Below are 15,014 nucleotides of genomic sequence, written 5' to 3'. Positions count from 1 at the left end.
CCCGGTCTGGTCGCGCGCATAAGGCGTTGCCGGTCATGGCCGCGCGTCTTGTGCCTGTGTCTGGTCCGGTCATGTCCGCCCCTCTTCGGGGTTGAAGAATATGACTGTCACTATTGCTACATTGGGTTTCCCGCGTATCGGCCCACGCCGCGAGTTGAAATATGCGCTCGAAAATTATTGGGCGGGTAAAACGCCACAAGCCGACTTGCTCGAAGCGGCCGCCGGTTTGCGCACCGCCGCTTGGGCGCGGCAAAATGCGTTGGGCGTGGATTGGCTCCCGTCGGGCGATTTTTCGCTTTATGACCATGTGCTCGATACCAGCCTGATGCTCGGCGCGGTGCCGCAACGCTATGGCGCGGAAGAAGGCGCGGCGGGGCTTGGCACCTATTTCGCAATGGCGCGCGGCACGACCGGCGATGCGGGCGGGTGCGCGCACCACAGCAGCCTTACCGCCTGCGAGATGACCAAATGGTATGACACCAACTATCATTATATGGTGCCCGAACTGGTCGCGGGGCAAAAGCTTACGCTCAACAATATGAAGGTCGTCGAAGATTATCGCGAGGCCAAGGCGCAAGGGTTTGAAACCCGTCCGGTGCTGCTTGGTCCGGTGACATGGCTGAGCCTCGCCAAAGGGCGCGGCGTCGATCCGTTCGACTTTCTCGACGAGGTACTGGGGCTTTACGGCGTTATCCTGTCGCACCTTGAGCAAGCGGGCGCGCAATGGGTGCAGATAGACGAGCCTGTGCTGGTCACCGACTTGACCGAGCAGCAACGCCGCGCGCTCACCCGCGCTTATGCCAAATTGCCGCGCAAAGGGTTGAAGCTGATGCTCACCACCTATTTTTGCGGGCTGGACAGTAATTTGGGCTTTGCCGCTGCACTGCCGGTGGCGGGGTTGCATGTCGATCTGGTGCGCGCGCCGGAGCAGCTTGATGCGCTGCTTAAAGCCGCGCCTAAAAATCTGTGCCTGTCGCTCGGCGTGATTGACGGGCGTAACATCTGGCGCAGCGATCTGGAAAGCCTGCTCGACCGCTTGGAGCCGGTAGCCGCAGAGCGTGACATCATCCTCGCGCCTTCCTGTTCGCTGCTCCATGTGCCGGTCGATTTGGCGCTTGAAAACAAGCTTGATCCGCAAGTCCGGCAATGGATCGCTTTTGCGGTGCAGAAGATCGAGGAGTTGGCCATCCTCAAACGCGCGCTCAATGAAGGCCGCGATAGTGTGGCGGACGCTTTGGCCGCCTCCAGCGCAGCAGCGGCACAGCGCAAAGTCTCGCCGCTCATCCATAACCCGGACGTCACCGCGCGGGTCGCCGCGATCACGCCGGATATGCGCGAACGGCGTTCGCCTTATGGCGTCCGGGTGGCGGTGCAGGCCGATGCGCTGAAGCTTCCCGCTTTCCCGACCACGACCATCGGCTCCTTCCCGCAAACGGGTGAAGTGCGCCGCGCGCGCGCCGAACATGGGCGCGGCAATATCGACGCGGCGGCCTATGAAGCTTTCCTGCGCGAAGAAACCGGTCGCGCGATCCGCTGGCAGGAGGAAGCGGGCCTAGACATGCTGGTGCATGGCGAGTTTGAGCGCAACGACATGGTGCAATATTTTGGCGAGCAACTGTCGGGCTTTGCCTTCACCAGCAATGCGTGGGTGCAAAGCTATGGCTCGCGCTGCGTGCGCCCGCCGATCCTCTATGGCGACGTATCGCGCCCCGCACCGATGACGGTTACATGGTGGCGCTATGCCCAATCGCTGACCGACAAGCCGGTCAAGGGGATGCTCACCGGTCCGGTGACGATCCTCAACTGGTCGTTCGTGCGCGATGACCAGCCGCGCGAAGCCTCGTGCCGCCAGATTGCGCTCGCGATCCGCGACGAGGTGACGGACCTTGAAGCCGCAGGTTGCAAGGCCATCCAGATTGACGAAGCGGCGCTGCGTGAAGGCCTGCCCCTCAAGCGCCGCGACTGGCAAGCCTATCTTGACTGGGCGGTCGATTGTTTCCGCCTGTCCGCGTCAGGGGTGGGCGATGCAACCCAAATCCACACCCATATGTGCTATTCGGAATTTAACGACATTCTCCCGTCCATCGGCGCGATGGATACGGATGTGATTTCGATAGAGACGGCGCGTTCGCAAATGGAATTGCTCGAAGGCTTTGCCGCCTACCGTTATCCGAGCGCCATCGGCCCCGGCGTCTATGACATCCACGCGCCGCGCGTGCCGACGGTTGAAGAAATGGTGCGGTTGATGGAATTGGCGCGCCAGCATCTCGGCGCGGAGCAATTATGGGTGAACCCCGATTGCGGTCTCAAAACGCGCAAATGGGACGAGGTCAAACCGGCCATCGACGCGATGGTCGCCGCCGCGCGAACTTTGCGGGAAAGTGCCGGGGCAGCGGCGTGAGCGCACCGCTCCCGGCCGAAAGCCTCGACAAAAATGTCGTCCGGATCATCGATATGGTGTTTCCGGGCGACACCAACCATCATGGCACCTTGTTTGGCGGAGAGGCGCTCGCGCATATGGACAAGGTCGCGTTTCTCGCGGCCTCGCGTCATGGGCGCGCGACCTTTGTGACCGCCGCATCCGACCGCATCGACTTTGCCGCGCCTGCGCATAAAGGCGAGCTTATCGAAGCGAGCGGGCGGGTGGTGCGCGTCGGCAGCCGCGCGCTCGATGTCGAGGTGGCCCTGGTCGCCGAAGGCTTGCTCACCGGCGAAAGGCGGCTCTGTACGCGCGGACTATTCACGCTGGTTGCGGTCAAGGAAGAGCCGCCGCACCGGCCGTTCCCCCGTATTGCCTGCACGGCACCGGGGATAGAGGCGGCAAGCGATACGCTCCATATGGTCGATATGGTGTTCCCGCCCCAGACCAACCATTATGGCACGTTGTTCGGCGGCGATGCGCTCAAAATGATGGGCAAGGCGGCGTTTATCGCCGCCACCCGCCATGCGCGCGCGACGATGGTGATGGCCGCATCCGAGCGTGTCGATTTCCGCGCGCCGGTCGAACAAGGGGAGATGGTCGAGCTTATCGCCCGCGTCACAATGACGGGCCGTTCGTCGCTGCGCGTCGCGGTCGAATTATGGGCCGAACATTTGCTGAGCGGGGCAAGGTGCTGCGCCGCCAAGTCCGAATTTGTCATGGTCGCGGTCGATTGCAACGGCAAGCCCCGCGCCTATGGTGAGAGACAGGTTTAGCGATAGCCTAAGCCGCGATTGTGCCCCCGCGCAGGCGGGGGCCAGTTCGGGGAGAGCGACTTTCCGGCTTGGCCCAACCGGCGATGGCGGGCGTGGCTGCTCCGGCCCCGCGCCTTTAACCCGCTGCCGCAACTAGGGCTTGCCCCGCCCGTTGCAACAACAGCGACGCATCAATCCCCGCCAGCGTTTGCGGACTGACAAAAGCGCCATTGACCAGCACCGCCAGTTGCGTCGCCAGCTCCTCGGCGCGCGCGACTCCCATGCGGCGGGCAAGATCGACAAGGCGGCGCTTCATTTCCTTCTTGTGCGCGGACGCGATGATTCGCGCCGGATGACCGGCTTCGGGAAACTCCACCGCGACATTGATTTGCGGGCATCCGCGATAGTGCGGCGCGCGCACCCGTTCGCCAATCCATTGAAAATGTGCGTCGAGTTCGGCGCGCGGATCGTCCGGATGGGCGGCGCTTGCTTCATCCCATAAACGCCAGAAATCCGCGTCTTCGCGCTCCAGATAGGCGGCGATCAGATCATCTTTGGTATGGAAATGGCGATATAGGCTGGTCTTGGCGACTCCGGCCTTTTCGACGAGCAAATCGACGCCCACGGCACGGACACCGCGTTCGTAAAACAGCGCGGACGCTGTTTGCATAATTTTTTCTCGAAGATCCATTTTCGAATTAAGTTACCAAAATTTCCGGAAATAATCCCTAACCGGAATGACCGTACGCGGCCAGCATAACATAGTTGCACTTGACACGATACATGATGTTACCTATCAAAAAACAGACAGGTCTGTAGCGTAACAGGGATACAGCCTCGACCATATTGCATTGTTAAAGCCGCATGCGCGCAGCGATTATGCTCGGGATTTTTCTCCCTGAGCGGCGCTGCCCGTTTGCCTATGTGTCAACCGGGGGCTTTCGATTAAGGAAGTGGAAGTTCGGATTATGGATGACCGAGAGAGTATCGCGGTTCTGGGGGCTAATGGCCATACGGGACGCTTTGTAATCGCCGAATTGTTGCGGCGGAATATCCACCCGATAGCCGTCGTGCGTCCGCCGACCGGGGACGCGCGCGGCAACCTTCCCGACTTTGGCGCGCACGAGGTTGAAATCCGCCACGCCGCGCTGGACCATGAAGCCGCGATTGATGCGGCTTTTTATGGCGCGGGCGCGATCATCAACTGTGCGGGGCCGTTTGTCGATACGGCAGAGCCCGTCATCCAGTCGGCGCTGCGGCTCGGCTGCCATTATCTCGATGTGACCTCCGAACAGGCGAGCGTCGAGGCCTGTTTCGCGCAATTTGATGCGCCCGCGCGCAAGGCCGGTGTGGTCGTCATGCCGGGGGCCAGCTTTTTCGGCGGCTTTACCGATTTGCTCGCGACCGTCGCGGCGGGCGATTGGGACACGGTCGATGCGATTACCGCCTATATCGGACTGGATAGCTGGCATCCGACCCACGGCACGCGCCGCACCGCCGCCATCAATGTGCCGCGTCAGGTGATGTGTTGCGGGCAAAAAGTGCCGCAATTCCTGCCTCCGCACCAGCGCGACTGGCGTTTCCCCGCGCCGTTCGGGACGCAGCTTGTGACCGCTTTGCCCCTGTCCGAAATCCCGCTGATCGCGCACCATATTCCCGCGTCCGAAATCCATACCTATGTGTCGGACATTGCGCTTCAGGATATTCGCAACCCCGATACGCCGCCGCCGGTGGTCAATCCGGTGACGGGCCGTTCTTCCCAGCAATTCATGGTCGAAGTCATCGCCCAAAAACGCGGCGTCACCCGCTCGATCTGCGCGCATGGCCATGACCTTTACCACTTCACCGCGCCTTTGGTGTGCGAAGCCGCCAAGCGCCTCATCGCCGCCGATTATGACGGCCACGGCGTCCTGTCCCCCGGCGCAGCGTTCGACGCCGCCCATCTGCTCGCGACATTATCGCCCGAACATATCCGCCTGAATTTGGCGCATTGAGGAAGGTCACTCTCTCACCTTCCTCAGAGCCCCTGTTCCCCCGCACGGCCGGGGGAACAGCGCGGCGCGCAATGCCTCGGCGGCGCTAAGCCTGCTTAGAAGTCTGGTATGGCGGCCTTGGACCCCCGCCTACGCGGGAGAACGGGAAGGTTGATGGTAAAGAGGCGTTGGGGGTGCGGCGCTAAACAGAAAGGCCTTGCCTTTCGTCCCTCACAATCCCGCCATTTGCACGCCGGAGCCGCCGCCGCGTTCGGCGATTTCGCCTTCATAATTGCCGGGAGGGTCGTAGCGGCAGACCAGATATTCCCATTGTGCGTTTTTGGACAAAGCGCAGCCGACATGGCGGGTGTCTTTCCAGATGACCTGGGTATAATGGCTCACATCTTCCCATTTGCCGGTGCGCGACACTTGGGGGAAGACGCGGCCTGCCTGATAATATTGGCCTTCTTCGACCCAGCCATCGACCATTTCGGCAAGGCTATAAGCACCGCGTGTGCCCATCCACAGATTTTCGCCCTGATTTTCGGCCGCTTGCGATTCTTCATCATGGTCGAAATTATCGGTTTCGGCCATTTCGGCGGCCCATACTGTGGCATCGCGTGCAAGGCCTTCATCCCATGCGAGAACGGGAAGGCCCATGCGGATCCGTTCGGCATTATGATTGTCGAGCATCGCCTTGATGAAGCTGGTGCGGCTCACTTGCGGGCGGTCGGGAAAGGCCCCCGTGCCATGCGCGTCGGCAGGGGCAGGGGCGAGGATGCTGGCGCTCGTCAAGGCTGCCACGGGCACAAAGGCGATTGACAGCGCGCGCAGAAGGTTGAGAGGCTGGTTCATGCTTCCAGAATATGAACCGCAGATAAACAGCCTTCTAACCGACGCAGTTAATGCGCCGCTAGCCATCTATATCCATTGGCCCTTTTGCGTAAAAAAATGTCCTTACTGCGACTTTAACAGCCATGTGCGCGATAGCGTCGACCAAATGGCCTGGCGCGCGGCGTTGCTGGCCGATCTGGCCTATGAGTCGGCGCTCATGCCGGGGCGCATTGTGGGGTCGATTTTCTTCGGTGGCGGCACCCCTTCCTTAATGGATCCGGCGACCGTCGCGGCGTTGATTGAAGCGGTCGGGCAGCATTGGCGGCTCGCCGATGATCTGGAGATAACTCTGGAGGCGAACCCGTCATCGGTCGAAGCGGCGCGCTTTGCCGATCTCGCGGCGGCGGGGGTTAACCGCGTGTCCTTGGGGTTGCAGGCGCTCGATGATGAAGTGTTGGTCTTTCTGGGCCGCGCGCACGGGGTCGAGGAAGGCTTGGCCGCGCTTGATGTGGCACAGCGCCATTTTGCGCGGGTGAGTTTCGACCTTATTTATGCGCGGCCGGGGCAGAGCGTGGCGGCGTGGGAGGCGGAGCTGGCGCGCGCGCTGGCGTTCGGGACCGGCCATTTGTCGCTCTATCAACTGACCATCGAGCCGGGGACGCGCTTTGCGGCGTTGGCGGCGAAGGGTGCGTTGACCTTGCCCGATGGCGACGCGGCGGCGGATTTATTTGAAACAACGCGCGCGATGACTGCGGCGGCGGGGCTGCCTGCCTATGAAATTTCGAACCATGCGCGGCTGGGCGAGGAGAGCCGCCACAATCTCACTTACTGGCGCTATGGCGATTATGTCGGGGTCGGCCCCGGCGCGCACGGACGGCGCTTGGGGGAGGCGACCGAGCGGCACAAAAAGCCTGAAAATTATCTGTCCGCTATGGGACGTAATGGTAATGGTATTAAATTGGTATCATCTTTGTCGCCGGAGACACGCGCGGCGGAAGCCTTGCTCATGGGTATGCGCTTGAAAGAAGGGGTAAATTTATCCCGCATCGCTGCGATTACAGGCGTAAACGAAGTGCGACTCACCGACGGAGAAGCGGTGCGCAAATTGCAAAAAATCGGCTTAATTTCCGCAGAAAACAGCCATATTCGCGTGACCGAAGCGGGGATGTTATTGCTCGACGCCATCCTCCCCCAAATCGTCGCCTCCTCTCTCCTTTCCGACACCCTTGTTTCGGACGGGGGAGCGGCGTAGATTTGCCCCTCGAAAATGCAGCATTTTCTGGTACAAAACTGGCGAAAAAGCCTTGAAGTCGAACAGCGCCGCTCGGCCCATACGGTGCGCGCCTATGTGACGACTGCCGAGCGTTTCTGCGCCTTTCTCGCAGATTATGAAGGGCAGGCGGTCGATGCGGACGCGTTGCGCGCGCTGACCCCTGCGACCTTGCGCGCTTTCCTTGCCCGGCGGCGCGGGGAGGGGCTGGGCAATGCGTCGGCGGCGCGCGAATTATCGGCAATCCGCGCCTTTCTGCGCTTTGTCGGCGGCAAGGAAGCCACGGTTCCGTTGGTCAAAGGCCCGCGCGTCACCAAAGGCGTGCCGCGCCCTGTCTCTCCGGACGAGGTGGTCGCGCTCGCCGAAGATGTAGCGGAAAACCGCCGCGAGGCTTGGGAAGGCGCGCGCGATTGGGCGGTCCTCATGCTGCTTTATGGCGCAGGGCTCCGCATCGGCGAGGCGATGGGTCTCAACGGCGATGTGCTGCCCTTGGGCGAAACGCTGCGGGTCACGGGCAAGCGCGACAAAACGCGGATTGTCCCGCTTTTGCCGCAGGTGCGCGAAGCGATTGACGCCTATGTTGCACTCTCGCCTTACCCGCCGGACAAGGGCGCGCCGCTCTTTCGGGGGCGTCGTGGCGGGGCGCTATCGCCTGCCCTGGTGCGCCGTGCGGTGCAAGGCGCGCGTGGTCGGCTGGGCCTTTCGGAGCGCACCACGCCCCACGCGCTGCGCCACAGTTTTGCAACCCACCTCCTTGCAGGCGGCGCGGATTTGCGCAGTTTGCAGGAGTTGCTCGGCCATGCGAGCCTGGCCTCGACGCAAATCTATACAGCGGTTGATGCCGCCCATTTGCTCGACGTCTATCGCAACGCCCATCCGCGTGCGGAAAGTTAAAGGATCATCATGGATAAGCGCTTATGGATATAGTGTGGAAAGGCGTGCTCGGCGGCCTTGTGACGGCGCTCATTGTGTGGCTGTCCAAGCGCGGTAATGTGTTGCCGGGCATTCTCCCACTCGCGCCGACTTTCGCGATTATCGCGCTGCTTGCGGTCGGCGCGAAAGGCGATGCGGGGGGCTTCAAAACCGCCTGTCTGGCTGGCCTCAAGACTATCCCCGCTTATGTGATATTCCTTGTCGGCTGCTATTTCCTCATCGACAGACTGGACTATCGGGTTGCCATATTGGGCGGGCTCGCTTTCTGGCTGGTCGCCGCGCTCGCAATATTTCTCGCGCCCAAATTTATTTAGGCCGCGACCCGTTTTTCCACCGCATCCCAGATCATCCCGGCAATGTTGGTGCCGTCAAAATCGCTGATCGCGACAATGCCGGTCGGTGAGGTCACATTGATTTCGGTGAGCCATTGGCCGCCAATCACATCAATGCCGACAAACACCAGCCCGCGTTTTTTAAGCTCCGGCCCCATCGCCGCGCAAATTTCGCGCTCGCGTTCCGTAAGATCGGCCTTTTCGGCAGAGCCGCCAACCGCGAGATTGGAACGGATTTCGCCCACACCGGGAAGGCGATTGATTGCACCCGCGACTTCGCCATCGACGAGCACGATGCGCTTGTCGCCCTTGGATACATCCGGCAAAAACGCCTGCAACATATGTGGCTCGACCCACATCAGATTGAACATTTCCATGAGCGCGGACAGGTTGCCGCCTTGCTCTTCAACCTTGAAAATCGCCTTGCCGCCATTGCCGTGAAGCGGTTTCACAACGATGCTGCCATGTTCATGGAGAAAGCTTTTCGCCTCTTCAAAACTGCGCGTAATCATCGTCGGCGGCATAAAGCGCGCATAATCCAGCACGAATAATTTTTCCGGCGCATCGCGCACCGAAGCGGGGTCATTGACCACCAATGTTTCGGCCTTGATGCGCTCCAGCAAATGGGTCGCGGTGATATAGCTTAAGTCAAAGGGCGGGTCCTGCCGCATCCACACCACATCAACGTCACGGCCAAGGTCGATGGTTTGCGCGGGGCCGACGCGATAATGGTCGCCTTCGACCCGCTGCACCATCTCGACCGGATGGGCGAGCGCGAGTAAGCGGTTGTCGCGCCAGGTCAGCGCCTTCACATCATAATGCCACAGTTCAATGCCGCGTGCTTGGGCTTCGAGCATCAGCGCGAAGGAGGAATCGCCTTTGATATTGAGCGTTGCGAGCGGGTCCATCTGGAAGGCGACGCGAAGGGACATGGGGTGGGCTTTCTTCAAATTGTGACATTGACCAGATGGCGCGGCAAGCGGCGCGGCGCAAGCAGGATAACGTCGACGCGAATATCTTCCCTGTTGCGCGCATAGTGCGGGGCCAGCATATTGGCGGCGGCAACAACGCGGCGCAGGCGATAGCTGTCAATCGCATGGTCAAGGTCGGCGGCACTTTTGCGGCGCTTCACTTCGACAAAGGCGATGATGCCACGGCGTTTCGCGATAATATCAACCTCGCCAGCCGCGACGCGCACTCTCTGTCCGATAATGCGCCAGCCGTGGAAGCGCAGCCACCAAGCGGCCCAGCGTTCCGCACCGCGCCCTTCGCTTTCGGCCCTTTGGCGGTTGGTGGAGCGCCGGCTCACGAGGGGTTGTTTTCCCCGTTTCCTTGGTCCTTTTCCCCTAGATTGACATCCTTCAGCGCCATTGCGCGCGCATAGACATCGTGCCGGTCAAGCTTGAGCTTTTTGGCGACCTCTTTGGCCGCTTTTGCGGGCGGAAGACTGGCAAGGGCTGCGCGCAACGCATCGTCGAGGCTGTCCGCATCGGGCGGCGCATCCTCCTCTTGTGGAGGCCCGACCATTAGCACAATCTCGCCCTTTGGCTCTTGCACGGCATAGCGTTCGGCAAGATCTGCAAGCGTGCCCGTCACACATTCTTCAAATTTTTTGCTGATCTCGCGCGCAACCGCGGCTTCGCGCGTTCCGAGCAATTTTGCGAGCAGCGCCAAGGTGGCCCCCAATCGCGGCCCGCTTTCATAATAAACGAGGCTCGCGCGCACCGCGCCCAGTTCGGCAATCGTGTCGGCCTTGGCTTTTTCCTTAGGCGGAAGAAAGCCTGCAAACAGGAAACGGTCGGTCGGCAGCCCCGCCATGCTAAGCGCTGTCGTCGCCGCGCAAGGGCCGGGGAGAGCGGTCACATAGCGCCCCGCTGCCCGCGCATCACGCACCAGCTTATAGCCGGGATCGGAGATAAGCGGCGTCCCCGCATCCGACACCAATACCACAATTTCATCCGCCATGCGCGCGATCAGCCGTTCGCGGTCGGATTCCTTACTATGGTCATGATAAGGCACCATCGGCTTTTTAAGGCCGAGATGGTGGAGCAATTTTGCGGTGACGCGGCTATCCTCCACCGCAATCACATCGGCAGCGGCGAGCAACTCGGCTGACCGCTTTGTTATGTCACCAAGGTTGCCGATTGGCGTCGGCACGATATACAGGCCGGGTAGAGGAGGCGATTCCATGACAGCGGTAATGGCAGACCAAGGCCTTGGTGGACAGGCTAATATTTCCGGGGGTATTTCAGGCGGCCAAGCGGCAAGCGCGGCGCGGCAATGGATGCGGCGCGGCTTTGTCGTCGCCATGGCGATGCTGGTGGCCGCGTGCCAGACGGTTGTTCCCAAAGGACCACCGACCACGCCCACCTCGCCGGAAGGGCCGGTAACGCCGGGCTTGCCGACCGATACGCAGCGGCATCGCATCGCGCTCCTTGTGCCGCAAACCGGTCCCCATGCCGATGTCGGCGAAGTGCTGGCCAATGCCACGATGATGGCGATATTGGACAGCAATACCGACAAGTTGCGCATCACGACTTATGATACTGGCGCAGGTGCCGCCGCCGCCGCGCGGCGCGCTGTTGCCGACGGGAACAAGCTTATCCTTGGGCCGTTGCTTGCCGAAGATGTGTCGGCGGTCGGCCCGATTGCGCGCGCGGCTGGCGTGCCGATCATCAGCTTTTCCAATGATACGGCGGTGGCAGGAAACGGCGTTTACCTGCTCGGCTATGTGCCCAACCAGTCGGTCACGCGCGTGGTCCAGTTTGCCCGCTCCAAGGGGCTGAACCGTTTTTCGGCTATTGCGCCGCAAGGGGCCTATGGCGACCGCGCGCTCGCCGCGTTGCGCACGGCGGTGGCAGCCAATGGCGGCACGATGGTTGCAACCGAAAGCTATGACCGTTCGGCCGCGAGCATCACCGGCGCGATCCGCCGGTTGAGCCGCACGGGCAGCTATGATGCGTTGCTGATTGCCGATGGTGCCAAGGTTGCGGTGCAGGCCGCGCCGCTGGTGCGTAGCCAATCGTCCAAAACCGCCAAGATTTTGGGCACCGAATTATGGAATACCGAATCGCAACTTGCCGGCACGCCTGCGCTACGCGGGGCGTGGTTTGCGAGCGTTCCGGACCAATATTATTCGACCCTTGCGACCAAATATCGCCAGCGTTACGGCAAAAACCCCTATCGCATCGCAAGCCTTGGCTATGATGCGGTGCTGCTCACCATCAAAATGTCGCGCAACTGGAAGCCCGGCACGCGATTTCCGGTGAATAATCTCAATGCAGCGGACGGCTTTGGCGGGATTGACGGGATTTTCCGTTTCGACCGGCGCGGTATTGCCGACCGCGCGTTGGAAGTGACCGAAATCCGCGCAGGCGGCTTCACCACGGTTTCACCCGCCCCGACACAATGGTGAGTAGCGGCGGCAAAAAGCCATAGAGCAAAAAAGACCCCCTCCTGATTTATGCAGGAGGGGGTATTTTTTGTATGATATATCGGCCCGCTCCGACGGACAGATTTAGCTGATTTTCTGGCCGGTCTTGGCCCAATCGGCGAGGAAGCCTTCAATGCCTTTGTCGGTAAGGACGTGCTTGACCAATGCTTTGATAACGCTCGGCGGGGCGGTCATGATGTCCGCGCCGATCATTGCAGCTTCATAGACGTGCATGACATGGCGGACCGAGGCGACAAGGATTTGCGTGTCGAACAGATAATTGTCGTAAATCTGGCGGATGTCGCGGATGAGTTGCATCCCGTCGAGGCCGTTATCGTCATGGCGGCCAACGAAAGGCGACACAAAGGTTGCGCCCGCTTTGGCGGCGAGCAAGGCTTGGTTGGCCGAAAAGCATAAGGTCACATTGACCATCGTGCCATCGTCGGTGAGCGCCTTACAGGTTTTGAGGCCATCCAGAGTGAGCGGAACCTTGATCGCGACATTGTCGGCAATTTTGCGCAGGATTTCGGCTTCGCGCATCATGCCTTCATGGTCGAGCGCGACCACTTCGGCGCTCACCGGACCATCGACGATGGCACAAATTTCCTTGGTCACTTCCATGAAATCGCGGCCCGATTTGGCGATCAGCGACGGGTTGGTGGTTACACCATCAAGAAGACCGGTGGACGCCAGTTCCTTAATGTCCGCAATTTCGGCGGTATCGGCAAAAAATTTCATGGGTCAGCTCTTTCGCAAAAACGAGGGGATGATTCGGGCGCCCTATAGCAAGGAACGGGCAGCTTTGGGGAGGGTTCCTCCACCAAGCGCCGCTCGTCTTATAGCAGAGTCTCGTCCTAAATTGTGCTCAAGATGCTGAACAATAATGTATCATTGGCCGACCCCGGATTGGCGCGGATGGCGGCTTCTTCGGCTCCAATAGCGCGATAAATGGCGCGGCTTCCCTTGCGGCTCACATCGCTTGCAAGCCCTTGAAAGTCGATACCGGTGGCAAGGCGCAAGGCTTCGGTGACGATCTTATCGTCAAACATGCGCAAGCCTTCGCCAACGCCCGGCAGCATCGCGTTAAACAGCGCATCGCCCATCGCATTTTCGAGCAGGCTGGTCGCCGCAGTTGGCCCGCCCTGAATAACGCCCAGCGCATCGGCAATCGTAAGCCCGCGAATGGCATCGGTCACAACCGGCGCGGCGCGTTTGGCTCCGACTTCGGCGGCGCGATTGACTTGTTTGCGCAGCCTGTCCTTGATGACCGCGCCGGTCAAGGCCGCGATAATCGCATTGCTCGCGCCCGCACCGCCAAGTTGCGGCGGCAGGTCGATTTGCGCGACCTGATTGTCATAAAAACCATTGGCCTGCATCAGCCTTGCAAAAGCGCGCTGCGAGGAAATGGTGAGGAGGCGACGCACCGCATCATCAATCCCGAAACTCCCCAAGCTGGTCGCACAGCCGGGAAGCATGAGCAACGCTACCAAGGTGGTGCCGCCAATCATATTACGGCGCGAGATTATTTGCTGTTTCACAAGCTTACCCCTCTTCATCATGCGGTTTTGTTTGTGTTTTAGACACAAGTTTTTCAAGACGCAAAATTTGTTAGCGTTCCTTATATGTTCTTGCTAGGGGAAGGGCATGGCAAAAGCGAAACGCAAATATGTGTGTCAGGCGTGCGGGTCGGTCGCGTGGCGCTGGCAAGGGCAATGTGCGGATTGCGGCGAATGGAATACATTGGTCGAAGAAGCCGGCGAAACCGTGTTTTCGGCCAAGCATAATCTGCAAGGCGGGGGTCGTGCGATTATGTTCGAAGGGCTCGACAGCGAAACCGCGCTGCCCGCCCGCGAAAGCACCGGCATTGCCGAATTTGACCGCGCTTTAGGCGGCGGTCTGGTGGCAGGCTCTGCGACGCTTATCGGCGGCGATCCGGGTATCGGCAAATCGACATTGCTGTTGCAGGCCGCAGCCCGCATGGCATCGCGCGGGCTGTCGGTGGCATATATTTCGGGCGAGGAAGCGGCGGGGCAGGTGCGTTTGCGCGCGCAGCGATTGGGGCTTGGCACGGCGCCGGTGCAACTGGCGAGCGCGACCAGCGTGCGCGACATTTTGACGACATTGGGGACAGCCAAGCCACCCTCATTGCTCATCATCGATTCGATCCAGACGATGCACTCCGACCTTATCGAAGGCGCGCCGGGGACGGTGAGTCAGGTGCGCGCGTCAGCACAGGAACTGATCCGCTTTGCCAAGGAGCAGGGGACGGCGGTGGTGCTGGTCGGCCATGTGACCAAGGATGGTAGCATTGCGGGACCGCGCGTGCTCGAACATATGGTCGATACGGTGCTGGCCTTTGAAGGCGAACGCAGCCACCAATATCGTATCCTGCGCGCCATCAAGAACCGCTTTGGCGGGACTGATGAAATCGGGGTGTTCTCGATGGCCGAACAGGGCTTGGACGAGGTCTCCAATCCTTCCTCCTTGTTCCTCTCCGACCGCAGCGAGAGCGTCACTGGCGCGACCGTATTCCCCGCATTGGAAGGCACCCGCCCCGTGCTGGTCGAAGTGCAGGCCTTGACCGTGCGGCTGGCGAGCGGGGCAACCCCGCGCCGCGCGGTAGTTGGCTGGGATTCAGGGCGGCTTGCGATGATTTTGGCGGTGCTGGAATCGCGCTGCGGCCTCAGTTTTTCATCCTGCGAAGTCTATCTCAATATTGCGGGCGGCTATCGCCTGTCCGATCCCGCCGCCGATCTGGCGGTTGCGGCCGCGCTCATTTCCGCGCTCAGTGAACGGCCCGTTCCTTCCGATGCGATTTTGTTCGGTGAGGTTGCGCTATCGGGCGAAATCCGCCCCGTGGCGCACAGCGCCCTGCGTTTGCGCGAGGCGGCGAAGCTTGGCTTTTCGCGTGCGCTTGTCCCCAAAGGGACCAAGGCGGACGGTGAAAAAATCGGGTGCAAAAACTATCAAACGCTCGCCGAATTCGTTGACCATATGCTTGGCCGTGACTAGGTATCAGCCCGACAGGGGGAGGTGCGGGGCGCTGTTCGCAGCGAATATCGGGC

At 60.7% G+C, this 15,014-nt stretch carries 15 protein-coding genes; 8 read left to right on the top strand and 7 right to left on the bottom strand.

The window, feature by feature from the left end; all coding sequences use genetic code 11:
• The first annotated feature begins 100 nt into the window (after nucleotides 1-100).
• Nucleotides 101-2,401, top strand: coding sequence for a 5-methyltetrahydropteroyltriglutamate--homocysteine S-methyltransferase (gene metE / locus DMP17_RS07380; RefSeq protein WP_337828418.1), 2,301 nt, complete (start codon nucleotides 101-103; stop codon nucleotides 2,399-2,401).
• A complete protein-coding gene (locus DMP17_RS07375) occupies nucleotides 2,398-3,195 on the top strand; it encodes an acyl-CoA thioesterase (RefSeq protein WP_337828417.1) in 798 nt (265 codons plus the stop codon). The genes metE and DMP17_RS07375 overlap by 4 nt, the downstream gene beginning before the upstream one ends.
• Before the next feature lie 115 nt (nucleotides 3,196-3,310).
• On the opposite strand, the gene DMP17_RS07370 is transcribed toward DMP17_RS07375, so the two are convergent.
• Nucleotides 3,311-3,865: a TetR/AcrR family transcriptional regulator gene (locus DMP17_RS07370; protein WP_337828416.1), complete on the bottom strand. Its 555-nt coding sequence runs from the start codon at nucleotides 3,863-3,865 to the stop codon at nucleotides 3,311-3,313.
• 277 nt (nucleotides 3,866-4,142) lie between these two features.
• Between DMP17_RS07370 and DMP17_RS07365 the strand changes: the two genes are divergently transcribed.
• On the top strand, nucleotides 4,143-5,168 hold the full coding sequence (locus DMP17_RS07365) for a saccharopine dehydrogenase NADP-binding domain-containing protein (RefSeq protein ID WP_337828415.1): 1,026 nt from the start codon (nucleotides 4,143-4,145) through the stop codon (nucleotides 5,166-5,168).
• Between the two features lie 210 nt (nucleotides 5,169-5,378).
• On the opposite strand, the gene DMP17_RS07360 is transcribed toward DMP17_RS07365, so the two are convergent.
• Nucleotides 5,379-5,951 (bottom strand): CAP domain-containing protein, encoded by a 573-nt coding sequence (locus DMP17_RS07360; RefSeq protein WP_337828414.1) that lies wholly within the window; start codon nucleotides 5,949-5,951, stop codon nucleotides 5,379-5,381.
• Between DMP17_RS07360 and hemW the strand changes: the two genes are divergently transcribed.
• The 3 genes from hemW to DMP17_RS07345 are packed head-to-tail and all read left to right on the top strand — an operon-like array spanning nucleotide 5,926 to nucleotide 8,498.
• Complete coding sequence (gene hemW / locus DMP17_RS07355; protein WP_337828413.1) at nucleotides 5,926-7,233, top strand: radical SAM family heme chaperone HemW; 1,308 nt, start codon at nucleotides 5,926-5,928, stop codon at nucleotides 7,231-7,233. The genes DMP17_RS07360 and hemW overlap by 26 nt on opposite strands.
• A 15-nt stretch (nucleotides 7,234-7,248) precedes the next feature.
• Nucleotides 7,249-8,145, top strand: coding sequence for a tyrosine recombinase XerC (locus DMP17_RS07350; RefSeq protein ID WP_337828412.1), 897 nt, complete (start codon nucleotides 7,249-7,251; stop codon nucleotides 8,143-8,145).
• Nucleotides 8,146-8,168: 23 nt separating this feature from the next.
• The gene (locus DMP17_RS07345) at nucleotides 8,169-8,498 is read left to right on the top strand and encodes a GlpM family protein (RefSeq protein WP_337828411.1); all 330 of its coding nucleotides are present in this window, start codon (nucleotides 8,169-8,171) and stop codon (nucleotides 8,496-8,498) included.
• Here DMP17_RS07345 and gshB read toward each other — a convergent pair.
• From gshB to rsmI, 3 genes are read right to left on the bottom strand one after another with little or no spacing between them, the layout of a single operon-like run.
• Nucleotides 8,495-9,466, bottom strand: coding sequence for a glutathione synthase (gshB, locus tag DMP17_RS07340; RefSeq protein ID WP_337828410.1), 972 nt, complete (start codon nucleotides 9,464-9,466; stop codon nucleotides 8,495-8,497). The genes DMP17_RS07345 and gshB overlap by 4 nt on opposite strands.
• Entirely contained in the window at nucleotides 9,463-9,825 is a 363-nt protein-coding gene (locus tag DMP17_RS07335; RefSeq protein ID WP_337828409.1) for a YraN family protein, read from the bottom strand. Before DMP17_RS07335 ends, gshB begins: the two co-directional genes overlap by 4 nt.
• Entirely contained in the window at nucleotides 9,822-10,706 is an 885-nt protein-coding gene (gene rsmI, locus DMP17_RS07330) for a 16S rRNA (cytidine(1402)-2'-O)-methyltransferase (protein WP_337828408.1), read from the bottom strand. Before rsmI ends, DMP17_RS07335 begins: the two co-directional genes overlap by 4 nt.
• On the opposite strand from rsmI, the gene DMP17_RS07325 reads away from it, so the two are divergent.
• Entirely contained in the window at nucleotides 10,705-11,931 is a 1,227-nt protein-coding gene (locus tag DMP17_RS07325) for a penicillin-binding protein activator (RefSeq protein WP_337828407.1), read from the top strand. The genes rsmI and DMP17_RS07325 overlap by 2 nt on opposite strands.
• 102 nt (nucleotides 11,932-12,033) lie before the next feature.
• On the opposite strand, the gene fsa is transcribed toward DMP17_RS07325, so the two are convergent.
• Complete coding sequence (gene fsa / locus DMP17_RS07320) at nucleotides 12,034-12,687, bottom strand: fructose-6-phosphate aldolase (protein WP_337828406.1); 654 nt, start codon at nucleotides 12,685-12,687, stop codon at nucleotides 12,034-12,036.
• Between the two features lie 116 nt (nucleotides 12,688-12,803).
• Nucleotides 12,804-13,487 carry a DUF4197 domain-containing protein gene (locus DMP17_RS07315; protein WP_337828405.1) on the bottom strand — a complete coding sequence of 228 codons (684 nt, stop codon included), beginning with the start codon at nucleotides 13,485-13,487 and terminating at the stop codon, nucleotides 12,804-12,806.
• A 106-nt stretch (nucleotides 13,488-13,593) separates the two neighbouring features.
• Between DMP17_RS07315 and radA the strand changes: the two genes are divergently transcribed.
• A complete protein-coding gene (radA, locus tag DMP17_RS07310) occupies nucleotides 13,594-14,961 on the top strand; it encodes a DNA repair protein RadA (protein WP_337828404.1) in 1,368 nt (455 codons plus the stop codon).
• The last annotated feature ends 53 nt before the right edge of the window (nucleotides 14,962-15,014 follow it).

The organism is Pseudonocardia sp. TMWB2A, from assembly GCF_017312135.1.
Note: the sequence above shows the minus strand (reverse complement) of the source record. Positions and strands in the feature narration are given on the sequence as shown.

Bases quoted from the DNA above. Each gene is read 5' to 3' on its own strand.
- metE (WP_337828418.1), top strand. From the start codon at position 101: ATGACTGTCACTATTGCTACATTGGGTTTCCCGCGTATCGGCCCACGC.
- DMP17_RS07370 (WP_337828416.1), bottom strand. From the start codon at position 3,865: ATGGATCTTCGAGAAAAAATTATGCAAACAGCGTCCGCGCTGTTTTAC.
- DMP17_RS07365 (WP_337828415.1), top strand. From the start codon at position 4,143: ATGGATGACCGAGAGAGTATCGCGGTTCTGGGGGCTAATGGCCATACG.
- hemW (WP_337828413.1), top strand. From the start codon at position 5,926: ATGCTGGCGCTCGTCAAGGCTGCCACGGGCACAAAGGCGATTGACAGC.
- DMP17_RS07350 (WP_337828412.1), top strand. From the start codon at position 7,249: ATGCAGCATTTTCTGGTACAAAACTGGCGAAAAAGCCTTGAAGTCGAA.
- DMP17_RS07345 (WP_337828411.1), top strand. From the start codon at position 8,169: ATGGATATAGTGTGGAAAGGCGTGCTCGGCGGCCTTGTGACGGCGCTC.
- DMP17_RS07325 (WP_337828407.1), top strand. From the start codon at position 10,705: ATGACAGCGGTAATGGCAGACCAAGGCCTTGGTGGACAGGCTAATATT.
- rsmI (WP_337828408.1), bottom strand. From the start codon at position 10,706: ATGGAATCGCCTCCTCTACCCGGCCTGTATATCGTGCCGACGCCAATC.
- fsa (WP_337828406.1), bottom strand. From the start codon at position 12,687: ATGAAATTTTTTGCCGATACCGCCGAAATTGCGGACATTAAGGAACTG.
- radA (WP_337828404.1), top strand. From the start codon at position 13,594: ATGGCAAAAGCGAAACGCAAATATGTGTGTCAGGCGTGCGGGTCGGTC.